The sequence below is a fragment of the Ignavibacteria bacterium genome, assembly GCA_025612375.1.
Classification (GTDB): Bacteria; Bacteroidota; Ignavibacteria; order Ignavibacteriales; family SURF-24; genus JAAXKN01.
The window spans coordinates 309,035-332,811 of the sequence record JAAXKN010000002.1; the positions used below are offsets into that span (position 1 = coordinate 309,035).

Sequence of the window (23,777 nt, forward strand, 5' to 3'; positions counted from 1 at the left end):
AAAAAAGTTTTACAATTATTAAATTAAACTACTCTTCCTCCTGCAGAACAAATATAAACTGGCCTCCCTCATCATATGTATCCTTTACCACCTGCAGCATAGGTGTCTGTTCGGAGTTGTTGGCTACGCCGATCCTGAGGTCATTATAAAGCTGAGAAGCATCCATGTACCGGCTCTTGTTTTCCTTTAAGGCTTTAAGCAGATAGTAAGTGAAAATTGAATGACCGTCTTTCCCGTTATCCTGCACTTCTTCAACTCCGCCTGAAGTGAGTGCCAGCCTCGACTGCCTGCGGTAGACCTCCCTGTAATACTTATCCATATTGTTGGGGTCAAAAGCCACAGTCTCACCCTTGCCGCCCCTGAAGATGTCGCCTGCAAAACAGGCATCTGTAATTAAGAGCGTGTGCCTGGATGGTATGCCCGCCAGGAAGGTCCTAACTTCACTGTTTGCAATGTAATCGGCAACAGAGTTGACATTTGCATCAACGGGAACCCAGTAGCCCTTGTTCAATACCTTGTTAAACTGTCCATGCCCGGCATAAAATATCAGCAGGTTGTCATCTTTATTAAGGTTATTTGAAAGCCATTCGAGGCTCTGCATAATGTTGCGCCTGGTGGCATCCTTGTCCAGAATTGTAATTACTGAATCAAACCTGTATCGGTCTTTTAATATTTTGCTGATCTCTTTGGCGTCGTTTACAGCGCAGCGCAGAGAAGGCCAGTAGCCGCTGTAGGAATTTATTCCGATAATGAGGCCGAAGTACCTTCCGCCTGTAAGAACGTCAACGAGTTTTCTTGTAATTGTAAAGGTGTCAATTGAGGCATTAAGGTTTTTGTCGAGCGCCTTCACGGTCAGTTTGTTGTCTCCCACCTGCAGGAACATGTTAAGCGAGAAATTTCCGTCGGGCTCAAGAGAAGCCTTAATGTTATTTATTGATACTTCATAAACCCCGTTTTCATCTTCAGCCCTGCCCCTGACCATAACGGTTTCGCTTTTCCTTATTACTTTAATGCCTCTTGATACCAGTGGTTCCGTAATTTTTATCTTAGGCCCCTGTTTGTCAATGCGCGTTATTATGCTGAAACTGAAGTCTGAGGCTGCGCCTTTTTTATCCGTAGCTACTACCTGAACCGGATTAAGGCCGTCCTTCAGGTCCAGATTAATGTAATATTCGGTTTTCCCGAGCAGGCGGGCCTTCTGTTTATTTATGCGGACTTCCTTTATCCCGTCTTTATCTGTAACATTAACCCTCACCACGGCCTTCTTTTCCTTAACGGATGCCTCATTGCTGCTGTTGGGTACGGGCTCCAGTATGGATATTGAAGGCGGTTCATTACGGGCTTTGAGGTTTATGGAAAAAGTTATTGATGACGAATTATTATTAGCGTCGGTTGCGGTAAGAAGAAAGCTGTTAAGCCCCTCCTGGAGAGTGTATTCCGTGCTGAAGGAATTATCTGCCGCAAGGCTAAGCATCTGCTCATTTAACCTCAGCGACTTAATGGGGCCGGAGTCTTTAACCTCTCCCCTGATACTTAGCTTTCCGGAGTTAACAGAGATTTCACCGCCGTTATCTACTTCCGGCTCTTTCAGTGTAATCTCAGGAGGGATATTATCTGTGACAATTTCCTTTTTTGATTTTAGCCTTCCTGTCCTGGAAGTGCCTTTAATCTGAGCATAAACGTTTATGCAGAAGGCAAAGACTAGCAGCAATATGATCTTTCCCATCTTGCATTCTCATTAAAATTTATAAATTGTTAACTAACCCATGTATATAGCTGAAAAATATTATTCATTAAATTATTCCTCTTGTTTTTCACGGTCTTCCCGGAGGCACTGCAACGTTGTCCCCTGCGGGATTCATGGGTGAAGAGGGTTCAGAGGACTTGTCCTTGTTCAAGAGGAGATAGGCTGCAGTTCCGCCGCCCAGTGCCGCGGCGCCAAGAACGTACCAGTACCAGGAGCTTTTTTCTTTAATTTCATCGGCTGATACTTCAAAATAAAAGTCCTCTCCTTCGAGCTGTGCTTCTTCGTCCTTATTCATATTCCAGATGATTGTGCACTTGCGGTTTGCGAACTTCCCCTCGCCTATGTCGCCCGACAGGTCCTTAGGCGTCAGCTTAAAAGAAGGATCGTTTGATTTCCTAAGTATGGTACTAACTTCATAAGTTTTGGAGGCATCGTCATAGAGAAAGTAGGATATAAATATCTTATCGCCCTCTCCGGCTTCAAAGCTGACGTCTATTTTACCCTGGGCGCGTGAAAAGCCGCAAAGGAGAAACAATATGAAAGTAATATTAAAAGCAAAGCAGCATGCTTTCTTCATTTTATCCCCCTTAATTTAACCCCGCCTGGAAAAGTAACATTTATTATAAATGCTTTATTGCCACGAGCACCGGAATTAAAGTTTTCCCCCTGCTCCTTGCACTGAATATGATACCATCTTTATACTTTAATTCAACATCTTTTTTGCTGACCATCCTGTCTTTGAAGGCAGAAACAATTCTGTCGTAGAAAGTTCCTTTCCCTTTTTCAACAATTTTCATCAGGCTGTCGAGGTTAAGCGCTTCTTTCGAATAGATAAAGCAGAAGTAGGAAATTCCAGGAATTGTGTCCAGCACGTTATAGCTTTCCTCATCGGGAATGGCAACGTTGTTCTGCCTGTATGGGAGGTATGCCAGCATTCTTTCAGTGAAAGGGAATATTTTGTATGTCTTAAATGTAAGATCACTGCTGAAGGCGTAGACGTAAGCGGGTTCATTGTTAGAGATTCTGAGTTCAAAGACTGTATTTGAAGGATAAGGCTTCTCCATTATGAAGAACTCGCCGTTATACCGCGCTTTCATTTCGCGCCCCGTACTTTCCTTAAATATAAGCGAGCCGGATAAGTCAACTTTTGATGAATCGTTTTGGGATTTATCTATCAGCTCAAAGGCCAGTTTGCAGAAGAAGTCAAAGTCCTTGTATCTGATCCATGTAAAGCCGTCTTTACCCCATTTATTTCCCCAGCTGTTTATGATCTCAATTGCGCCTCCGAACTTATTATCGTTATAGCCGACAGCCGTAATTGCGTGCCCGCGCCTCCATTCCTTGTAGTCTGCCGTGTCCGGCATCCAGGCTTCCTTTGCCGAAATAAATGAAAGAGGGCAGTCGAATGCCAGTACGACGGGCTTGTTTTCGGCCAGGCTTTTCTTGACGAAGCGGTGCTTGTTTTCTGTACTGCGGCCGGCGATTTCCCTGTACTCCAGGATCTTGTACGGATTGGCTTTCAGTTTATCTTGATCCGTCACGTCCCGGGAGCAGTCGTAGCCGAACTCACTCAGCTTCATGTCGCCGGCATCTCTTAAAAGGTTAAGTGCGTCGATTAAGGAAGCTCCCGTCGAGCAGTCCTTTATAGCCCTGATCTGGTTATAGACAAAAGAAGGGGAAAAGGCATTTTTATCTGTTTCATCACGGCTCCACCTGTTCTTAAAGGCTTCAAGAATGGTTCTTGCCGCATATGCAGAAGCCCAGGCTGTACAAGTTCCGTATGAGCCCTGGTGCCCGGGATGAGGAGAAAACTCCTTCAGGGAGGCCGAGTCGGGGAGGTTCTCGTAGTCGCCCCTCATAAGAGGTGCCGAAAGCGGGGATGCCTCGAACTTCGGGTCGTCGAGGTTAAGGCCCATCCCGAACTCCTGCGGGTAGACTGTCCTTAGTAGAATGATCAGGAAGAGTAGAAAAATGTTTTTCATTACCTGGCTCCATTATAGATCAAGGAACACAGCAGGAAAGTTTAATTATCAATATCCCATTTTTCAGAGAGCGTCTGTGCTCTTTTAAATAATCCTGCTCTGATTAAAAACAAAAGGTATTTCTTCCGGAATTCCGGAACCTGCCCGGTGTATGAAATGGACTTTTCGTAGTATTCAAGAGCCTTAAGATTCATTCTGTTGTTCTCGAAAAAAGTTGCAACCATTATCTGGTTAAGAGGGCTCAAAGTGTCTGAGAGGTCGCTCTCTAATTCCTGAAGCGAGTCCCGGATGCTTTCAAGTTCAGACCTGGAGAGAATCATTATTCTGCTGCTGTCGGATGACATGGCAGGATTTTCGGGATTAAATACCAGCCAGCTGTAGCTTCTGCCGGGTTCAAGATTAAGCTCTTCAAGGTTAAGTGTAATCAAAGTATCAGTTGTTTCTTTTATCAGGACAGTCCCTCCCGAGGGGCTCATAAGCCTGAATGCGTACGAAGGGACGCCCTTTGCAGGGAACCACCTGAAAGTAACGCTGGAATCCATGACTACGGTAAAAGCCGGGAAATCTTTGTCGATAAAGGTGAGGTTCTCTCTTGCAACGGCAGAGATATATTTCATGTTCTTGCTTTTGTTCTTTACAATAATCTCGCCGACGAGGAAGTCCGTAAGCTTTTTTGTCACTGAGGTATTTTCCGAGGCAAGTTTTTCTGAGAGTTCATCGGCATTGTAAATGCCTCCTTTCAGGATCTCAAGCGTTCTGCCGTTCATGTGGCAAAGGCCAAGGTAAGAATTGTCCCCGGTTTTAATCCTGTCCCCCTTAAAGATCCTGCTTCCTGCAGAGAGCTCAGTCCACCGGCTTGTATCTTTGCCGCATAAGAATATTTTTCCGCTGGAAGCAATAACAGTAAACAGTGCATCCTGGGCAGACAGCTCTGCCTCAGAGCCGAGGGCCAGAAGTATTATCACTATGAGCCTGACTGATTTCATCTTTTCTTTCTATGTCCATCTTTAACACTTTCTTAAACAGCCATTTCTCAATGTAATTCTGATACAGATCGATGCAGGCGGGAATAAGTACTACTGCAGCCAGCAGTAAAGTAAGATTAATTTTATAATTAAAATAGTTGAAAATATTTACTCCTAAGTCCAGCTCCAGGATTGTCACGAGGAGTATGAACCATTTGAATGCCGCGCCGAAATAGTCCCTGTATTTACTTTTTATGGTGAATAAACCAAGAGTACAAAGAAAGCAGAATACGACAGCAATAGGAACGCTTAAGTAATAGGGCATCCTGTCAATGAAGCTGCCTCCAAGCAGCATTGAGACGATATTGGCATTAATAACAACGCCGTACATATCAGGAAAGCTTCTTCCGGCATAGTTCTCGTTTAAGGGGGTATAAAATATATCTTCAAGCACTTTTGTATTAAGGTTTTCTCCCATGTAGCCCATAAGGACTATTTTATTTTTTATCAGGCTCCGGTTAAAGTTTCCCTCAAGAAGGTTGTATGTGTCCAGGTAATAAAACTTGTTGAAGTTGCCCCGGTAGTTGATGATTTCAATATCGTTCCCGCGCTTAAGAAAACTTAAGTATTTATTGTTGACTGCAGCTTCAACTATCCTGATTGGGAAAGCCATCTCTTTTTTATCCTTATAGAAAGCAAAAGGCCTCAGGCCCCTGATTGTTCTATAGCCCCCTTTTTCGTCTTCGGGGAAGTTGGCGTATCCAGTTTCGGCATTGCCCAGGAACTGAGGGCTCGAGGTGATCATGGTGTCATAGCTGTCCTTGTCTTCATTGTACCTGTCAAGCATGCTTACCATTACAATGTTCCGGCATTTTGAGAGTGCCGTTGAAAGAAGGCTGTCCCCATGGGGATCTTTTTCCCCCCGGAAGAAGATATCCAAAGCTATGACTTTAGGGCGATATTTGTTCAGCGTATCGATCTGTCCTGCGAGGCCGGCACGGTCCAGGTTTCCCACGTTTACAATTACAATATTTGTATCGGCTTTCTGCTCTGTGCGCAGGCGCGAGAAGACGAGGTCATAGATATCGAAATCGCTTATGGCTTTGGCAAGGGGGTCCAGTATACCCGTTTTAAGCGGGATGAGATAGAATATTCCAATAATAGCAAACACTATTATTGTAACTATTATGCTGTCAAAATGCTTCTTCTTCACTGTGAAGTGCCATAAATGTATATAAAGAAGATAAAAGTTGAGGCATGATTTGCAATAGAGATGGCTTGTCAGGCCTTGAATTTTCAAAAAATAAAATAGGATCTAAAGTGGAGGAATAAAAAACAAAGCGACAGTTGACATTAATTTTTGCATATTGTAACTTTCTTTCATCATAAGTCATACAAGGATAAATTCTCTAAGTGACAGATGAATACTAAGGCCCTACATACCAAGACACATATTCCACTCTCCAAAGCGTCCCAACATCCATATTCATTTCTTAAGAAATCCAGGTCCGAAACTACAGTCAGCAGCTATAAAGAAAACGTGAACAGGATATCTCTAAAGAAGTCAGATATAAAAGGAGCATCCTGATAAAGTAATGCCGGATTTTTCTAAGAAACTGAGCTTTTCAGCAGCTGGAATGTCAGATTTACATAAATATATTTACACGTGCTATTTATTTATATCTGGTTAAATGCTAAAAGCCTGACGTATACATATAAAAAGGCAAAATAAAAAACATAATATCCGGAAAGAATATGAAACAGTCCATTGCTTCAATATTCATTGCACTATTCTTATTCATCACACTTATGTTCTTTGGGAGCTGCAAAAGCCCCGTTGAGCCGAAGAAGGAAACTGGCTCGGATACTACAAGCCACAATTTCTCATGGCAGATGTGGGAGTTTGGTGACCTTTATGGAACAGGCTACACGAGTATGTTTTTTGATGTGGCGATAGTAACTGAAAATGACATATGGGCTGTAGGTGATATAAAGCTTAAGGACTCGACAGGCAAGACAGATGCACACTGGATCAATGCAATGCACTGGAATGGAATTGAGTGGAAGCCTTTTAAGCTCCAATTCTATGATTATCCAGGTCTGCCCTCTACATTTTCTTATCCGGCTAATTCAGTCTGTGTCCTTGACAGCGGAAAGATAATCGTCAGCCATGCCAACCAGGTCACATTCATAAAAGATGAAAAGCAGCTTAAAACTGAATACATTCCGATCGTTATTGGAAAGATCTGGGCCAAAAATTCAAATGATATTTATGCAGTTGGAGCTCAGGGCGGAATCGTACATTATGACGGAAAGGCCTGGAAGAAAATTGAAAGCGGTACCACAATGCACTTAGTGGACATATTTTCAAAAGACGGAAAAGACTTCTATGCTTCAGGAGGGGATATGCTGGGCTATAAAGGAGTCGTATTGAAAGGTGATGCAACCGGATTTAATGTAATTGCTGAAGGCAAACCTTCGGTCAGCACAGAGGAGCTCTTCAACCCTTATTTTGTTGGTGTAGGAAGCATGCTCTGGGTTAGCCCTTCTGATACGGTTTACTTCGGAGGCAGTCTTTTGTTTGCATATAAAGATGGAAAAATGGATTACGTGAAGACACTTGCAGGAAATAAAACCTGGATGAACGTAAATGGAGACTACTGGGGATACCTTTCCGGAATCAGGGGCAACAGTGACAATGATATTGCCCTTGTAGGTGAAGGCAACACAATAAGGCACTTCAATGGGAAAAACTGGAAACAGCTTGGAATGCCTTACAACTACACCAGCGAGTATTTTTGGGGCTCGGTAGATATGAAGAAAAATACAATAGCTGCTGTTGGTAGGTCAAATACAAATGGAATAATTATGATCCTAAAAAGAGGAAACTAAAATTACAGAATTTTTTGGAGAATACTTAAACCTAAACAAAAAGGCCACGGTGTAGCAGCACCGTGGCAAATGGCAAAACATATGGTAATGTCCTTCTGAGCATTATTAATCAGCCTGATAAGCTGAATCCCTATTTTTTTTGCCATTTCCAATATAATAAACAACTAAACCACATTCACTCACAAAAAGGGATGGTAAAATGAAAAACTTTATTGGAAACCTTGCTTTCTTACTCTTCACCTTGTTGATTTTTCAGTCAACATTCTTCGGACAGAACAACTACACTTACGGCCCTGTCAAGGAAAACCAGTGGCAAACAAGTCAGGGGCCTGTTGGTTATGGCCCCGGTGATGAGCACTATATTGGTGCCAATGCCGGCGGATCTGTAGTCGTCTACATACTTTTCGTTAATTGGCAATGGAACAGCAGTAACATTTGGCAATAGCAGTATTTTATCGACTACTAGTGCTTCAATTGACCTGACACGAAATTTTTCTTCAGTTCCTCAAAATTATCAGTTTGTAAATAAAATAGAGAATACTGAAAACTATGGGCTTTTGAATGTAAAGAATAACGTTAACGGCACTTCAAGCAATATTGCTTCAGGCACAGTACTTGGCTTGGGCCCGATGCTCAATTATACTGCGAGAACAAATGAACTCCCTTTTTTAGCAAACTGGAATAATACGGGGAATTCTGAAAAGTACAATAATTGGATAATTGATAATACTATTATGAATGTTCATGGGCTGTCCTATACTTTTCAACCTCAATTAACCGGCACGCTTCCCTCGATATTCGCGGCAAAATTTGACAGGACATCTTCAGCAACAATACAGGCAACACCATCTGAGGGAATTACAGGAACAATAGTCAGCCTCAGGGATCCATGGTACTATTATTCAGATGCGCAGAACAACTGGTACCATTCGGATGAGTATAGGAATTATGCTTCACCTTTTGTCATTGAGAAAAACAGTTCAAATTCATATGAAAGACTGCTGATGAAGAACTCTCTAACCGTACGGCCATTGCAAGACTTGACAGCGCAGTCTTCTTTATCACTTCTTCCAGGCTTGCTCTTGACGGCAAGCGCCTGGGATTTACTTCAAAATGCGACAGCATAAAATCCTATGATTCGAAGTCCATTAGTGAAGTCCTTTCAACTAAGACTTTTACACCTATGGCTAACTCCGCAATCAGCTATGACATTGAGTACGGGGCACTCGATACACTCTACTGCCTGAAGGCTCTCTCAAAAGGCAGAGGTATTGATTGCCGCCTGGAGCTTCAGGAGGTGAATAACGGAAGTACTCTGAAAGTACTCGACAGGTTTTCTCTGGACAAGATTTCAATGAATGGAAAAGACGGGAGTAAAAGATGTGTTTCAGGAAGCCTGGATGTGAAGAAATTTGAAGGCAGGAATCTTAGGCTTAAGCTTGTAATTGAAGACGGCATAAATGCCGGGTGGGGACTTATGGAACGGGTACTTAATGCTGAAGAAGAGAAAGAGATTGAAAAGATCTCTTCAGAAAAAGTGACCGACTATGCCATGAGTCAGAACTATCCAAACCCTTTCAATCCTTCTACTATAATAAGCTACCAACTCCCGAAGGCTTCAAAAGTCACTCTTAGGATCTATGATGTACTCGGTAAAGAAGTTACAACACTAGTCGATGAAGTTAAAGGGGAAGGAAAGTACTCAGTTGAATTTAACGCATCAAACCTCCCAAGCGGAATCTATGTCTATGAGATCCGCGCCAACGACTTCGTTAAGAGCGGCAAAATGATGCTCCTGAAGTAAATTGATCTGAGTAGGGGATATATGGCAGAGGCTTTCTCTTTAGCTTCTGCCTTTTTTGTGCCTGACACTTTGATTTTTACTGAACCGGGACAGGGGGGAAAATTCAGTTATATTGCTATTAAAGGTCAAAATTACTAACTTACCCCTGACCCAAAGATTCCCCCCTTGAAGGGTAAAAATTAATTGTCTATCCTGATACTGTCCGTTCATTGATAATGCGAACTTAAGCCGGAGGAAGTCATGAAAAGGCGTTTGTTTACGTTTTCATTTCTGGCAATTGGTTTAATTGTTATCGTGTTTCTAATTTTCAGACCTTCAAAAACTCAGACAGTCACACAGGAGAAGATTATAGGCGACGTCCCTGTAAGCGTGATGCAGGCAAAGAAGGGAAAAATCTCAAATTCCATATCTCTCATTGGCGTAATACAGGCCAATAAGGATATAAATGTAATTTCCGAAACCCAGGGGCTTGTTACAGCAGTACGCGTAAAGGTTGGCGACAATGTACACCAGGAGACCGTGCTTGCCGAGGTTGATGACGTAATAATGCAGTCAAACCTCGCCTCAGCAGAAATCAACTACCTGAAGGCAAAAAGGGATTATGAACGAAGTGAAGTCCTTTTCCAGGAAAATTCCATTTCGGCCTCACAGCTGGATCTTGCCAGGCTCCAGCTGAAGGCCGCGGAAAACCAGCTTACGGTTGCCAAAAAGCAGCTGAATAATACCAAAATCACCACACCCGTTACCGGCACTATAAATACAAGGAACGTTGAAGTGGGCACAATGGTACAGCCCGGAATGGTAATAGCCAACGTTGTGGACATTTCAACTTTAAAGGTAAAACTGAACATCTCAGAACGCGAAGCCTTCCAGATCAGGCCGGGAGACAAGGTTGAAGTTACAACTGATGTTTACCCGGGCGTCAGCTTCCGGGGTAACGTGGATAATATAGCTTCAAAAGCCGACGAGGCCCACACCTACGCCGTTGAGCTGAAACTTCAAAACAGCAAAGAGCATCCGCTGAAAGCCGGAATGTTTGCAAGGGCTAACTTTAATTCTTCGGATGAAAGGGACGCCATTTTAATTCCAAGGGAGGCTCTTATTGGAAGCATCCGCAACGCACAGGTATACCTCATCAAAAACAGCCAGGCACTGCTTCAGCCCGTTACCATTGGGCGCCAGGCCGGGCAGGAGCTGGAAGTAATTGACGGCATTGCGGAAGGAGACGTTATAGTGACAAACGGGCAGTATAACCTTTCTAACAACTCCAGAGTAGTAAAAATAAATAATTAAGTTGAGGATACTAAAATGACCTTAACTGAACTATCAATAAAAAGACCGTCTTTTGTAATTGTCATTTTTTCCGCCCTGACGCTCCTGGCTGTCTTCGGATATTCGCAGCTGAAGTATGAACTCCTTCCAAATATAAATATTCCATGGGTGGTCGTCTCAACGGTTTACCCCGGTGCCTCCCCGAGCGAAGTTGAAAACAACGTGACAAAGGTAATTGAAGACGCGCTCTCGGGCCTGGACAAAGTGGAAAGAATCATGTCCACTTCCTATGAGGGGGTTTCTATTGTCAGCATCGAGTTCAAGAAGTCAGCCGACGTTGACGTGTCGTTCCAGGACGCTCAGCGCAAGATAAACGGAATGATGATGAGTCTTCCGAAGGAAGTCAGAACACCTGTGCTTCAGAAGATCTCTCTTTCGGAGACGCCCATACTTCAGGTGGGGGCTACGGCCGATATGTCATCAAAGGAGTTCTACCAGTTTATGAAGGACCAGATCCAGCCTGCCATATCGAGAGTTGACGGCGTGGGGCTCATACTCCTTACAGGCGGGCAGCAGAGGGAAATTAAGATCAACCTGGACGCGCAGAAGATCTCGGCCTACGGGCTTTCAATTGCAAGAATCGCCCAGGCGGTAAATACTTCAAACCTGGACTTCCCGACAGGCAAGATACAGGGCGCGCAGCAGCAGTTTATTGTGAGGGTAGCAGGAAAGTTCTCCTCAATTGACGACCTGAGAAACCTCGTCGTAGGGCAGTCGCAGCAGGGGGGGAATATACGCCTTAAAGACGTTGCCGAAATTGAGGACGGCACGGCTGAAATAGAAACCCTCAGCCGCTTAAATGGGAAAAACTCCATAGGTATTGCAATCTTAAAGCAGGCCGGGGCAAATTCCGTCATGGTGAGCAGTTTAGTCAGGCGCGAGCTTAGCCAGCTGGAAAAAGATTACAAAAATCTGAACCTCAAATTTGACGTGGCGCAGGACCAGTCGCTCTTTACCGTCGAGGCCTCAGACGCGGTGCAGAAGGATCTTCTTATTGCAATCCTCCTCGTTGCAGCTGTAATGTTCCTGTTCCTGCACAGCATAAGAAACTCATTTATTGTAATGATCGCAATACCGACTTCTCTTACGGCGGCTTTTGTCGTCATGTGGGCCTTCGACTTTTCACTAAATCTCATGACGCTTCTTGCGCTTTCACTCGTAATAGGCATACTTGTAGACGACTCCATTGTGGTTCTGGAAAATATTTACCACCACCTGGAAAAAGGGGAGGATAAAAAGACCGCGGCCTTAAAGGGGAGAAATGAAATAGGCTTTGCGGCACTTTCAATTACATTTGTGGACGTTGTGGTTTTTGTCCCTCTCTCACTTGTAAGCGGTATGATAGGCGACATCATGCGTGAGTTCGCAATCCTGATTACTGTGTCAACACTAATGAGCCTCTTTGTTTCATTTACCGTTACGCCCGTTCTGGCCTCCAGGTTCTCTAAGCTGGAACTGATCAGTCCGCATTCTCTTATGGGAAGGCTTGGAAGTGCATTTGAAAACTCTTTTAAGAGGCTTACAGGAATCTATCTTCAGATGCTGCGCTGGAGCCTTAAGAATCCGTGGAAGGTCCTCTCAGGGGCAACCGTAATATTTGTGGTATCAATGGGGCTTCCTGCAATGGGCCTTATCGGAAGCGAATTTATGAAGCAGCCCGACAGCGGTGAGTTTATTGTTGCACTTGAACTTCCCCCGGGCTCCACGCTTTCAAACACCAACAGGGTGACTCAGCAGGTGGAAAGAATAATTTCAGATATACCGGGAGTGAAAAAAATACTTACAAACGTGGGGCGCGGCCCGAACCGCCAGACAATGAATAACGCGTCTGAAATAACGGTGACGCTCCTGCCTAAGGATGAAAGGCTGAAATCAACCAAGGAGATCTCGGATGAGATTAAACAAAAGGGAAGGCTTATACCGGATGCCAGAGTATACATAAACCAGATCGGCGTAACGGGTGAGTCAGGTGAGGCGCCTGTTTTTATACAGATAACAGGAAGAAAGCCCGATTCCATACAGGCAACGGCAGGACTGGTTACTGAGGCATTAAGGAAAACTCCCGGCATAACAGACATCAGGCTTTCCTCCGAACAGGGGAAGCCCGAGACAAGGGTGGACATAGACAGGCAGAAGATGGCAAACTTCGGCATAACAGTCTTTGACGTGGGTACTACGCTCCAGGTGGCTTTAACAGGCAATGACGACTCAAAGTACCGCGAAGGGCAGTATGAATATCCTATCAGGATAATGCTGGACCGCTTCGACCGCTCCAACATGGAAGACATCTCCAGGCTGCCGCTTGTAAATTACAAAGGGGCCCAGGTACAGCTGGAGCAGTTTGCAGGTGTTTACCAAAGCCTTGGGCCAACAAAGCTTGAGAGGCAGAACCGCAACCCTTCAATGGTCGTCTCGGCCTATACGGACGGGCGCCCTATAGGAAGCGTTATGGCATCTTTTAGCGGCATACTGGGCAATAAAAAGGCCGGGGGGACGTATATCAGCCTGGAAGGCGATGAGAAGATGCGCTCGGAAGGAATGGACTCTCTCATGCTGGCGCTGATTGCGGCAATTATATTTGTTTACCTTATTATGGTGCTCTTATTCGACTCGTTTGTTTATCCATTTGTGGTCCTCTTCTCAATTCCGCTTGCGCTAATTGGCGCGCTCATAGCACTTGCCGCAACGGATAACGCGCTAAGCATATTTTCAATGCTTGGTGTAATTATGATGATAGGGCTTGTTGCAAAAAACGCAATTCTGATCGTGGAAAGGACGAACTTCCAGAGGACGCAGGGATTTGGGCTTAATGAGGCGCTTGTTGAAGCCGGCAACTCACGCATAAGGCCCATACTGATGACCACACTTGCCATGGTTTTCGGTATGCTCCCGATTGCAACCGCCTCGGGTGCGGGTTCGGAATGGAAAAACGGGCTTGCCTGGGCGTTAATCGGGGGGCTTACAAGTTCCATGTTCCTGACGCTTCTTGTAGTGCCTGTTGTTTATACAAAAATAGACAAGCTGAGAAGGTCAATCCCCGGATTGTTTAAAGAGCCGTTCCCGGTAAAAAGACACCAGGAGATAAAAACCGCGGATGAAGAGAACGAATTTGTAAAAAATAAATTACCGGGGAAGTGAAATTGCTCTTAAAAAAAGTCATTAACCAGATGAAGGTATAAGACATGAGAGCTTTAATAAAATTTATAATTTTACCTGTTCTGATAATTGTTTTCTTTTGGCAAAGCGCCCTGGCGCAGGAGCAGCGCGTAATTAAAATAGGTATCAGCGTTGACGGCCCGTGGAGAAGGAATGAGGGCCTTCTGGCGCTCCTTAGAAAAGAGATAAAGGACGCCCTTTCATCACAGGCTGAAGTGCGGTTCCCGAAGGTTCTTACGGGGGACTGGACAGAGGAAAAAATTGCGGCACTGAACGATGAGCTTCTTAACGACAAAAACATAGATTACGTGATCGGTTTCGGACTGCTTTCCTCAGTAGACCTTGCATCCAGGAAGTCTTTTCCGAAACCTGTAATTGCGCCTGTTGTTATAGACCCCTCGCATCAGAAGATATCCTTCACCTCAGGCACGAGCGGAGTCAAAAACCTTTGTTACCTGATTTATCCCGATACATTTGAAAGGGATATTGCGCAGCTGAAAGAACTGGTACCTTTTAAGAAGCTTGTGGTAATTGCAAGCCGGAAGTACCACAGGAGTCTTAGAAAGGATGATATCCCGCTTGAATACAGGGGGAAGGAAAACGGGCCTGAGATTGTAACACTCTTCTATGACAATTCTGCCGATGAGGTCTTGTCGGCAATTCCGAAAGATGCCGATGCCGTTTATCTGCACATGGTGCCGATGCCTGAAGAGGATTTTCAGAAGATATCGCAGGAGCTCATTAAAAGAAGGCTTCCGAGCTTTTCTTTCCTGGGGGAGTACGACGTAAGGCGCGGGATTATGGCTGCCGAAAGCCCTGACATTTTCCCGAGGATGATCAGACGGATTGCCCTGAACGTGCAGAGGATCTCGCTTGGTGACGACCCCGGAATGCTGAGCGTTACATTCTCCCCGGCCCAGAGGCTTTATATAAACTTAAAGACCGCCTACGCCGTCGGTGTATCCCCGAAATGGAATACACTGCTGGAGGCTGAACTGATTCAGCTGGATTCAACGGCAATTCCGGGGGCTCAGAACTTGACGCTTAAGACTGCTGTTAGCAGAATATCGGAACAAAATCTTGAAGTGCTTGGAAAACGCCAGGAGATGAACGCGCAGGCACAGAATATAAGCATTGCCCGGTCAAACCTCCTGCCCAGAATAGACTTTAATGCCTCGGGCCTGCAGATAGACAAGGACAGGGCAGCCTCAGGCTACCAGCCCGAAAGGCGCGGGACGGTGGACTTTTCAGTAAGGCAGGTTATATTCTCCGAACAGGCAATGGCAAACATCAGCATACAGTCATCCCTCTACGATTCCAAGAAAGATGAATTTGAGGTCATGCGCCTTAATACAATCTCTGAAGGCTCAAAGCTTTACCTCAACTTCCTGCGTACAAAAAAGCTTTTCTATATTCTGCTCGACAACCTGAGGCTCATGAGGCAGAACCTGGAGATTGCTGCCATAAGGCAGTCTACAGGATCAGCGGGTCCGGAGGAAAAGCTGAGGTGGGAGGCTGAAATTGCGGATCTGAGGAAAACGGCAATGGAGGTGCAAAGCCAGATGAACCAGGTCCAGCTTGCATTAAAGCAGGTGATGAATATCCCTTTAATTTATTCTGTAAACGTGGCCGATGTATCGCTGGACGATCCTGAAATGATCATCTCAAACGGCAAGATCAGAAGCTATCTTGAAGACCCTGTGAGCTTTGACCTTATGACCGACTTTCTTGTGCAGGAGGGGATTAAAAGCTCGAAAGAGATCAGCCAGATAAATTCAGTTATGGATGCGCAGAACAGGAACCTGACTTCAATAAGGTATTCATTTTACACCCCTACTATTGCGGCCTTTGCTTCTTATTCAAATACATTTTACAAATCCAGGATCAGCCAGCCTTTTCAGCTAAGTTCAATTCCTGCTCCGCCAAGCTCAATTCCGGTTGAATTCCCGGCCTACATGGGACAGCTGTTTTCCATGGTTTCGCCGAGCCTTCCGGATAATAACGACTGGAGTGTGGGGCTGCAGCTTTCGCTGAACATCTCTGACGGTTTTGCTACAAGTTATTCGGAGCAGAAGGCTGTCTCGGAATTAAACCAGCTCGATTATCAGAAGAAGTCTGTTGCAGAAAAGATCGCGCTCAGGATACGCTATGAGATGGAAACCCTTAAGGCTGCCTACTTCGGAATACAGCAGTCGAAGATAGAGCAGGAGGCGGCGCAGAAAACTCTCAAGATAGTAACCGATGCGTATTCCAGGGGGGCTCTGTCCATATTAAACCTTATGGATGCACAGGCATCGGCTCTCAGGGCAGACCAGATTTCTGTAAATGCATACTATGACCTCCTGATAGGCTATATGCAGCTCCAGCGTGCAATAGGCAAGTATGACCTCTTTCTTACTCCTGAGGAAAGAAGTCAGATTACGGGAGGGCTCATTAACTTTATAGAAAGCAAGGCAAGGCGTTAAAATAAATCGGGAAGGGCCTTCTCCCCTCATGAAGGCCCTGTCCCCTTGAGGCAGAACTTACCTTTTAGTTAAAGCTTCTTTTGAAAGCGCACGGGCAATTCCAAGTTCCACCCCGTTATTGCTGCAGCGGGCAATTTTAGCAAACCACTCATTTGCACTATTAGTATCTTTTTTCTTTTCGTATGCCAGGCCTGTATAGTACCAGTTAAGAGGACTTTCCCTGTTGCCTTCGGCCAGGTACTGAAGTGCCTCGTCATACTTTCCTTCCTGTATTGCAAGGGCGCCAAGTGTGGTGTTGAAGTACATTTTCTGCGGTTCATTCTTCTCCACTTCCCTGCACTGCGTAACCAGTGTGCGGGCTTCATTTAAGTTACCCATTTCAATCATTGCGCGGCAGCGCCCGAGGTTTGCAAGGACGAGTCTTTGCGTCTTCATGTTTTCGGGAAGCGATGATTTGTTTATGATTTCAGCCGCCTGCTCAAAGTGCTTTATGCCGTCAGACGCCCTGCCCATTTCGGAGAGGATTACGCCGCCGGTGTAAAGAGAGCGGAATTCCTGCCCCGTTAGCTTTTCCTTTTCAGCCATCGCTTTGCTTTTTTCCATCAGATCCACTGCTTCATTTATTTTCCCCTCGTAAAGGTAGCTTATGGCCTCATTATACATTGATTCCAGTTTACCAATTGTAGTAGGGGCTTTCTCCAGGGCCTTCTGGAAGTTGGCTCTTGCATTTGCGTAGTCTCCTCTCATGGCATAGTTTGAACCTATGCTGTTTAAGGACTGATAGAATGAAGGATCTTTCTGGAGGGCTTTTTCATTCTGCTTGCGTGAATCTGTGTAGCGCCCCGACTTAATCAGATAGTCCGCATAATAATAGTATGGCGCGGCATCTTCGGAATTAAGTTTAATATAATCCAGATAGACGTTTTCGGCTTCCTCGTCCTTATTAAGCCTTGCGTAGCACGTTCCCAGCAGGTTATAAGGTGCGGCAAATTTTTTGTCGGCATCAATAGCCTGCTTGAGGTGTTCTGAGGCCAGTGTGTAGTTGTTGAAATCCTCAAAGTAAAGGCTGCCCAGTGTGTACTGCACGGCACGGTCTTTGGGAAACTTTTCGTCTAGTTTCTGAAGGCGGGTTTTATAATCCTCCAGCGGTCCCTCGCTGCGGGCCTTCATAAGTAGTATCCATTCCTTTTCACCTTCTGACACGTTGCCCGAAAGGCTCAGAGCCTTATCCAGATAAGCCTTGCTCTCGTCTAGATTATTGCCTGACAGTTCAGCCATCCTGAGATACCCCATGGCAAAATTGGGGTCTGCCTTCACGGCTTTCTGAAGCAGGTCCATTGCGGCATCAAATTTCATTTTGCAGGCCATCTTCTCGGCGTCGTTATAGAGTTTCAGGACCTCTGAAGAAGAAGCTGTAATTTTCATCTGGCCTTTCTGTGCGTAGGCAAGGCCGCTAAGAGCTGCTGAAAAGAGCAGGAACAAAAGAATAGTCTTTTTTAAGCTTTTCATTTTGACCTCCTGAAATAATATTCTGATTTATATTTAATGCGGAATTATTGCAGTCGGAAATTGAAAAAATGTATGCCGGTTTGGGGCCTGAGAATGCCCTTTGGGGACAGGTATTCCTGCCGGGAGAAAAAAGTTTCTTCTGGAGAGAGAAAGCTGGAACTATGGGGCGAGTTTTCACGGAACCTCTCCTAAAACTTATATACAATTATCAATTTTATTTTATCAATTTCAAGTAGCGGAAGTATATTCAAGTCCCGTAAAAAGATAAGACGTCTGTTTATACGTGGATTAGAGGATGGGGCATGAAAGTGGATGGGCAGGGAAAACCTGCCCATCTTACAACAAACTTATTTATATGCAACTACTTCAAGATCCCGGGTTGACCTGAACGGGTGCGGAGGTTTAAGATAGCGCGCCAGGAAGGAGTAAATTTTCATGCGTGTTTCCCTGGCAAGCTTCGTATCTATGCGGTCGAAGCTGTGGCCGCCGGGGGCATCCTTAAAGATCTCGTATTCAAATTTTTTGCCTTCAGCCTTAAGGGCCCTAATCATGCTTTCCACTTCAAGCACGTTAACGTCGTCGTCATTGGTATTTGTGTGAATGAGGAGCGGAGTCTTAAGCTTTTCGGCATAGTTAACGGGTGAGCGTTTCCTGTATTCCTGAACGTCCTCGTTGGCAGTTTTGCCCAGGTGAAACTCAGCCGAGAATTCCTTGCGGTACTCGTCGTCGTAATAACCCATGCGGGCTACGAGGTCGCTAACCGGTACGCCGGCAAATGCCGCCTGATAGTCGTCGGGGTGCTGGAAAATATCCATGAGTGTGATCAGTCCGCCGTGGCTCCAGCCCACAATTCCAACGCGGTCTTTATCGACTATGTCGTAGTTTTCAACCATATAGTCGCGTGCAGCGTGGTTGTCGTCAATTTCAAGTCCGCCGTAATCAATTTTCTCATAAAAGCTTTTGCCGTATCCCGTGCTTCCGCGGTATTCGGGGGCGGCAACTATGTAGCCTTGGGAAACCATCTCGCGGATTATGTGCGTGTGGTAAGTTGTGAAGTTTGCATGGACTCCTCCGTGAGGCAGGATAATAAGAGGATACTTTCTGCTGCGGTCAAGTTTCTGTGGTATAAAAACGTAGCACCAGAACTTCAGCGGGTTGTTGGCGCCCATGGCTGTAGGGTTCTTTACGTGGTTTGAGGGAGGGCCCACAATATAAACCTTGTCGATGTTAGCCACGTCACTTACCTTGTCGTACCAGAGCACGTCGTCAATGGCTTTCTCCATTTCATCGATCCTGTGATCGAGGTCCTGAAATTTCTTATCCAAATATTCCTTATAGTCTTTAAGGTTATCTGTCTTTTCCTGTGCCTTTATGGGGAAAGCTAAGACGAGGCACAAGACTAAGGCAGAAAGAATAGCTGTAAATCTTAAATGCATAACAAACTCCGGATTAAAATTCCAATAGAAAAATGATGTCCGAATTTTAGAAAAATAAGTTTTAATAGCAAACTTTAAAATTCTCCTCATTTGATGAAGGAAGTTGTTTTACATAAAAAGACTTATAAATTAAATAAGAAAGAGGGCTGAATAACTTTTTAGAGGGGTCGATATGAGGAGGTCGCTCTTGTTTTTTATTTTCGCCATTTCATGCACTGTCTTTGCACAGAAAGTGAATGATTCCCTGCTTTACAAATGGATACCCAAAGGTGCTGCGGGAATTAATGTAAGCCAGATAGCTCTAAGCCAGTGGGCGCAGGGAGGGGATAATGCAATTACCTGGATCCTTAACGGAGAACTGGGGCTGAACTATTATACAAAAACTTACTCATTCCTGAATAACTTCAAACTAGCCTACGGCAGAACCAAATTGGGAGAGAGTGACTACAGGACAAACGACAATGAGCTCTATCTTGAGAACGTGTACTCATACTTTGTGGGCTGGGCCATTGAGCCTTATGTAAGCAACACTATCAGGACGGCAGTAAGCACGGGGTATAATTATAAGGTTACTCCATTTGTTAAGACTGCAGACTTTTTTGACCCCGGTTTCGTAACGCAAAGTGCGGGCTTTGCATATACGAGAAACAAAACTGTTACAACAAGGTTTGGCCTTGCATTCCAGGAAACCTTTACAAATAGATACCGGCAGTACACGGATGATGCCGGGACAATGGATAAAGCTGAAGCCTTCAAGTTTGAAACGGGTCTTGAATCGGTAACTGACCTGGAAACAGATCTGGGCGAAAATATGCTGTATAAAAGCAGCCTCAGGCTATTCACGCGTTTTAAGAACCTGGACGTGTGGGATGTAAGATGGGACAACACCGTGGCGGCACAGATAAATAAATTCTTTACCGTTAAGCTGAATGTTCTGACGCTCTATGAAAAAGCCCTCTCACCCAAAACCCAGCTGAAAGAAATGCTGCTATTGGGATTTACGTATACGTTCTTCTGAAAAAGGATTTCAGAAAGTTGTGCCGGGGAACATTACCACTTACTGGATAATAACCGGCATATATATTACATTGACAATGGAGCATTCAGAAATTCTTTGAACTTATTGTACCGGGGGTGACTGTATGAAAAAAATAACAATTTTCTTTTTCCTTGTGACTACCTGTCTTTTTGCACAGAGGGAAACAGTCTTTGAAGGTGAAATAGATAACGGCGGCTTCGGCGGGCCCGTGGTAAAATTCACACAGGTAAAAGGCAGCTTCGGCGTCATAGTGGGAGGCTACGGCGGATGGCTCATAAACCACCAGTTCTTAATCGGAGGAGGCGGCTTTGGACTTGCAAACGAGATTCAGGCAGACCAGGAGGTAACCGACGTTTTCGGCTTTACAGAGCGCCCGGTCTTAAATTTCGGCTACGGCGGACTGATAGCTGAATACTACTTTAACCCTATGAAAGTTATTCATTATTCGGTTTCACTCCTTGTTGGAGGCGGCGGCATCTCCTACCGCGAGGGGCTTTTTATGGAGCACTCCAGCCGCGACAATAACCCGGATGCGTTCTTTGTCCTTGAACCTGCTGTAAGCGGAGAGCTCAATGTGGCTAAGTTTATGAAGATCGGGCTCGGAGCCGGATACAGGTGGACTACGGGCGTAAATATGGTGGGAATTAAAAACTCCGACCTGAGCAATTTTTCTGTCAACCTGGCTTTGAAGTTCGGGAAGTTCTAAAACAAAATAAAATATCCTGCGTCTAATTATGAAACAAAACAGGGTATCTAAATGCAGACCTGCCGCAGGATATTTCTTCTGATTTTACTGACCGCTTCAATAGCTGCGTCACAAAAGCTGTCAAAGTCCGATAAGGCTTATATCGACAGCATTATGAATGCCACCTATAAACCCTCGGCCCCGGGCGCCGTTGTGCTCGCGGCAAAAGACGGGAAGGTGCTTTTCCGCAAGGCGTACGGTATGGCAAGCCTGGAGCTCAAGGTAAAACAGACCCCGGAATTCCTCTTCCCCCTGGGCTCGATTGTAAAGCAGTTTACATCTGTCAGCATACTGAAGCTCTGCCGGGAGGGAAAAATTTCTCTTCAGGATGATGTAAGAAAATTCATCCCCGATTATAACACCCATGGCCGCAGAGTAACAATTGAAAACCTTCTTACGCACACAAGCGGCATAATGAGCCTTTATGAAAGGCCGGACTATATGAGCCTGAGGAAGAGTGACTTTAAGCCGGATAGCCTGATAAAACTTTTCCAGGATCAGGATCTGTACTTTGAACCCGGAACAAACTGGAACTACTCAAATTCCGGATTTACACTCCTGGGCATCATAATAGAGAAAGTCTCGGGCATGAGCTTCAGTGAGTACCTCGGGAAAAATATATTCACTCCTCTAGGCATGACAAACACCTTTATCGCCTCATCTGACAGCGTTATTCCGGGGCTGGTCCCATACTATAAATCCAGCGGCAAAGGCGCCTTTAAGCCGGGGCCATATTTCAGCTTCAGTTCATTGTTTGCCGCAGGGGACATCATCTCCTGCTGTGACGACATGCTGAAGTGGGATGAGGCGCTTTATACCGGGGAAATAGTGAATAAGGAATGGCTTAAGAAAGCCTGGACTTCATTTACACTTCCCGATGGAGAGAAAACCAACTACGGATACGGCTGGGCGCTGGGCGAATATAAAGGGATGCATTTTATTCAGCACGACGGGATTGCGGGCTACCTTTCAGACGCCATAAGGGTTCCTGAAAAGCATCTGTTCGTCTTTATCGCCTCAAATAACGGTTCCATAAGTCCCAACGATGCGGCAAACAAAATTGCATTAAGACTCCTGGGCATGAAGCCTGAGAAGGCTCTTAATTTGGATAATAAAGCTTTAAGGGAATATTCCGGCACTTTCGAAGTCAGGCGCCCGGCAGGAAATGATTTCCGATACGCTTCAAAAGAAAAAGTATACCGCAGCATAACCCTCAGCGGGGATTCTCTCATTTCCGAATGCAGGTTTGAAGGGAAGTACAGGCTAATCCCGTCAGAGAAGGACATCTTTCTTTTTGAAAGGACGGATACAAAACTGCAGTTTTTGAGAAATGAAAAGGGGAAGATAAAAGCCGTAAGAATATTTAGTGAGCCCGTAAATTACGGACCCGATGAGCTTGAAACGCTTTCTGAAGTGACGGTTTCGGAAAAGAAGTAAGAAAAGGTGAGAGTCTCTTTCAGGCTCTCACCTATTTAGTTTTAATGAAGCCCGGTCTTCTGCGGGTTTTCAGATTCATCAAAGAACTGCTTCTGGAGTTCCAGTATGCTGCTATTCTTTTTTACATTCTGAATGAGTCTTGTAAGCTGGTCCACTTCGTTATTAACCAGCAGTTCGCCTAATTCCCTCGAGGCAAAGCTTCCGTCGCCAGCGTAGTGATTGGGGAAACGGGCATACCACCATATACCTGAAAAAGAATCCGGAAGGTCCTTCAGGCGTTTCTGATCGTCCCCGTTCTGGCTTTTGGCCTGATCGAGGTGGACAAGTGATCCGTTTGTAACGAGCATTTCGGAAGTTTCCGTCTCACCTGCGTGTCCGTCATTTGTTGTCTTGCGGAGCTTTTTAACTTTTTCTGCCACTTCCGGGTTTTCAGACGGGGTGAAAAGTATAACGGCATAATCTTTTCTTTTTTCAAGTTGTGCCTGGCAGAAGTATCTGAGAAAGTAAGTGTTGCCGCCGTGGCCGCTTACTAGTATAATTTTCTTTATGCCGTTGCGTGAAAGCTCATCGCAGGTTTCCTGAAGAATATTCCATACAAGGCTTGAGCTGTAGGCAATTGTGCCCGGCTGGTGTTTGGCTTCAAATATCTGTCCGAAATAGTACTGCGGGAAAATAATAGTGTATTCCTTTTGGGCTGCGCGAGAGACAATTTCCCTTACGTCCAGCATGTCGGTGCCCAGGGGAAGATGGGGTCCGTGCTTCTCAAGAATTCCCATCGGTATGATGCAGGTCATCTCAGATTTTTCCACGGCTTTCTTAAAATCCGGCGATGTGAGCTCCTCGTACTTTGTGGAAAGCCTTTCCTGGGAAGTCTGTGCAAAAGACATCCCGGATAACAGGATAGTTATTAAGATAGTAACTGCAGATATAACATTTTTCATTGTGCTTCCTCAATAGATCCGTTATAAAAAATTTTGGTACACAAATATATAAATCTTCCTCAATGCGGCAAATAATTTGCCTTTGGGAATTTTCAGAAGGAGAAACGATGCCTCAAAAAGATACACGTTTAAAATCCCCGGAGTCAGGTTTATTAGTAAAAATCAGGAAATTGGCCCCAAAACGCATTGCCCTTAACTGGTATGATACTTGAATTATATCAATGTTTGACATAATACTTGATATAGATCACAGTCTGATAAGGATATTGATCTAAATTACAATTTTATTTTCCTGTTCTTAATTTAATTACAAACAAATGATAGGGG

General features: G+C 44.9%; 18 protein-coding genes. 10 read left to right on the top strand and 8 right to left on the bottom strand.

Annotation, left to right across the window (positions count from 1 at the left end; genetic code table 11):
- Window positions 1-28: 28 nt before the first annotated feature.
- The 5 genes from HF312_03050 to HF312_03070 all read right to left on the bottom strand — a co-directional run bounded on the left by HF312_03050 (window position 29) and on the right by HF312_03070 (window position 5,907).
- Window positions 29-1,726: a caspase family protein gene (locus HF312_03050; GenBank protein MCU7519164.1), complete on the bottom strand. Its 1,698-nt coding sequence runs from the start codon at window positions 1,724-1,726 to the stop codon at window positions 29-31.
- 88 nt (window positions 1,727-1,814) lie between these two features.
- Entirely contained in the window at window positions 1,815-2,324 is a 510-nt protein-coding gene (locus HF312_03055) for a hypothetical protein (protein ID MCU7519165.1), read from the bottom strand.
- Between the two features lie 43 nt (window positions 2,325-2,367).
- Window positions 2,368-3,729, bottom strand: coding sequence for a C1 family peptidase (locus HF312_03060; GenBank protein ID MCU7519166.1), 1,362 nt, complete (start codon window positions 3,727-3,729; stop codon window positions 2,368-2,370).
- Between the two features lie 41 nt (window positions 3,730-3,770).
- The gene (locus HF312_03065; GenBank protein MCU7519167.1) at window positions 3,771-4,715 is read right to left on the bottom strand and encodes a hypothetical protein; all 945 of its coding nucleotides are present in this window, start codon (window positions 4,713-4,715) and stop codon (window positions 3,771-3,773) included.
- The gene (locus HF312_03070; protein MCU7519168.1) at window positions 4,666-5,907 is read right to left on the bottom strand and encodes a CHASE2 domain-containing protein; all 1,242 of its coding nucleotides are present in this window, start codon (window positions 5,905-5,907) and stop codon (window positions 4,666-4,668) included. Before HF312_03070 ends, HF312_03065 begins: the two co-directional genes overlap by 50 nt.
- Window positions 5,908-6,449: 542 nt before the next feature.
- Between HF312_03070 and HF312_03075 the strand changes: the two genes are divergently transcribed.
- The 7 genes from HF312_03075 to HF312_03105 all read left to right on the top strand — a co-directional run bounded on the left by HF312_03075 (window position 6,450) and on the right by HF312_03105 (window position 16,343).
- Window positions 6,450-7,586 carry a hypothetical protein gene (locus HF312_03075; protein MCU7519169.1) on the top strand — a complete coding sequence of 379 codons (1,137 nt, stop codon included), beginning with the start codon at window positions 6,450-6,452 and terminating at the stop codon, window positions 7,584-7,586.
- Between the two features lie 199 nt (window positions 7,587-7,785).
- On the top strand, window positions 7,786-8,031 hold the full coding sequence (locus HF312_03080) for a hypothetical protein (GenBank protein MCU7519170.1): 246 nt from the start codon (window positions 7,786-7,788) through the stop codon (window positions 8,029-8,031).
- 112 nt (window positions 8,032-8,143) lie between these two features.
- The gene (locus HF312_03085) at window positions 8,144-8,713 is read left to right on the top strand and encodes a hypothetical protein (GenBank protein ID MCU7519171.1); all 570 of its coding nucleotides are present in this window, start codon (window positions 8,144-8,146) and stop codon (window positions 8,711-8,713) included.
- Window positions 8,714-8,769: 56 nt separating this feature from the next.
- A complete protein-coding gene (locus HF312_03090; GenBank protein MCU7519172.1) occupies window positions 8,770-9,390 on the top strand; it encodes a T9SS type A sorting domain-containing protein in 621 nt (206 codons plus the stop codon).
- 240 nt (window positions 9,391-9,630) lie between these two features.
- Entirely contained in the window at window positions 9,631-10,683 is a 1,053-nt protein-coding gene (locus HF312_03095; protein MCU7519173.1) for an efflux RND transporter periplasmic adaptor subunit, read from the top strand.
- 15 nt (window positions 10,684-10,698) lie between these two features.
- Window positions 10,699-13,860, top strand: a complete 3,162-nt coding sequence (locus tag HF312_03100) for an efflux RND transporter permease subunit (GenBank protein MCU7519174.1) — start codon at window positions 10,699-10,701, stop codon at window positions 13,858-13,860.
- Window positions 13,861-13,904: 44 nt separating this feature from the next.
- Window positions 13,905-16,343 (top strand): TolC family protein, encoded by a 2,439-nt coding sequence (locus HF312_03105; protein MCU7519175.1) that lies wholly within the window; start codon window positions 13,905-13,907, stop codon window positions 16,341-16,343.
- A gap of 57 nt (window positions 16,344-16,400) precedes the next feature.
- On the opposite strand, the gene HF312_03110 is transcribed toward HF312_03105, so the two are convergent.
- Window positions 16,401-17,852: a tetratricopeptide repeat protein gene (locus HF312_03110; protein ID MCU7519176.1), complete on the bottom strand. Its 1,452-nt coding sequence runs from the start codon at window positions 17,850-17,852 to the stop codon at window positions 16,401-16,403.
- A 347-nt stretch (window positions 17,853-18,199) separates the two neighbouring features.
- Window positions 18,200-19,288, bottom strand: coding sequence for a S9 family peptidase (locus HF312_03115; GenBank protein ID MCU7519177.1), 1,089 nt, complete (start codon window positions 19,286-19,288; stop codon window positions 18,200-18,202).
- A gap of 187 nt (window positions 19,289-19,475) precedes the next feature.
- On the opposite strand from HF312_03115, the gene HF312_03120 reads away from it, so the two are divergent.
- The 3 genes from HF312_03120 to HF312_03130 all read left to right on the top strand — a co-directional run bounded on the left by HF312_03120 (window position 19,476) and on the right by HF312_03130 (window position 22,509).
- Window positions 19,476-20,306, top strand: a complete 831-nt coding sequence (locus tag HF312_03120; protein ID MCU7519178.1) for a DUF3078 domain-containing protein — start codon at window positions 19,476-19,478, stop codon at window positions 20,304-20,306.
- 124 nt (window positions 20,307-20,430) lie between these two features.
- The gene (locus HF312_03125; GenBank protein ID MCU7519179.1) at window positions 20,431-21,033 is read left to right on the top strand and encodes a hypothetical protein; all 603 of its coding nucleotides are present in this window, start codon (window positions 20,431-20,433) and stop codon (window positions 21,031-21,033) included.
- Window positions 21,034-21,084: 51 nt separating this feature from the next.
- Window positions 21,085-22,509 carry a serine hydrolase gene (locus tag HF312_03130; GenBank protein ID MCU7519180.1) on the top strand — a complete coding sequence of 475 codons (1,425 nt, stop codon included), beginning with the start codon at window positions 21,085-21,087 and terminating at the stop codon, window positions 22,507-22,509.
- A gap of 41 nt (window positions 22,510-22,550) precedes the next feature.
- Here HF312_03130 and HF312_03135 read toward each other — a convergent pair whose 3' ends face one another.
- Window positions 22,551-23,396 carry a creatininase family protein gene (locus HF312_03135; GenBank protein MCU7519181.1) on the bottom strand — a complete coding sequence of 282 codons (846 nt, stop codon included), beginning with the start codon at window positions 23,394-23,396 and terminating at the stop codon, window positions 22,551-22,553.
- Window positions 23,397-23,777 lie beyond the last annotated feature (381 nt).

Bases quoted from the DNA above. Each gene is read 5' to 3' on its own strand.
- HF312_03050 (MCU7519164.1), bottom strand. From the start codon at position 1,726: ATGGGAAAGATCATATTGCTGCTAGTCTTTGCCTTCTGCATAAACGTT.
- HF312_03055 (MCU7519165.1), bottom strand. From the start codon at position 2,324: ATGAAGAAAGCATGCTGCTTTGCTTTTAATATTACTTTCATATTGTTT.
- HF312_03060 (MCU7519166.1), bottom strand. From the start codon at position 3,729: ATGAAAAACATTTTTCTACTCTTCCTGATCATTCTACTAAGGACAGTC.
- HF312_03065 (MCU7519167.1), bottom strand. From the start codon at position 4,715: ATGAAATCAGTCAGGCTCATAGTGATAATACTTCTGGCCCTCGGCTCT.
- HF312_03075 (MCU7519169.1), top strand. From the start codon at position 6,450: ATGAAACAGTCCATTGCTTCAATATTCATTGCACTATTCTTATTCATC.
- HF312_03080 (MCU7519170.1), top strand. From the start codon at position 7,786: ATGAAAAACTTTATTGGAAACCTTGCTTTCTTACTCTTCACCTTGTTG.
- HF312_03090 (MCU7519172.1), top strand. From the start codon at position 8,770: ATGGCTAACTCCGCAATCAGCTATGACATTGAGTACGGGGCACTCGAT.
- HF312_03095 (MCU7519173.1), top strand. From the start codon at position 9,631: ATGAAAAGGCGTTTGTTTACGTTTTCATTTCTGGCAATTGGTTTAATT.
- HF312_03100 (MCU7519174.1), top strand. From the start codon at position 10,699: ATGACCTTAACTGAACTATCAATAAAAAGACCGTCTTTTGTAATTGTC.
- HF312_03105 (MCU7519175.1), top strand. From the start codon at position 13,905: ATGAGAGCTTTAATAAAATTTATAATTTTACCTGTTCTGATAATTGTT.
- HF312_03110 (MCU7519176.1), bottom strand. From the start codon at position 17,852: ATGAAAAGCTTAAAAAAGACTATTCTTTTGTTCCTGCTCTTTTCAGCA.
- HF312_03115 (MCU7519177.1), bottom strand. From the start codon at position 19,288: ATGCATTTAAGATTTACAGCTATTCTTTCTGCCTTAGTCTTGTGCCTC.
- HF312_03125 (MCU7519179.1), top strand. From the start codon at position 20,431: ATGAAAAAAATAACAATTTTCTTTTTCCTTGTGACTACCTGTCTTTTT.
- HF312_03130 (MCU7519180.1), top strand. From the start codon at position 21,085: ATGCAGACCTGCCGCAGGATATTTCTTCTGATTTTACTGACCGCTTCA.
- HF312_03135 (MCU7519181.1), bottom strand. From the start codon at position 23,396: ATGTCTTTTGCACAGACTTCCCAGGAAAGGCTTTCCACAAAGTACGAG.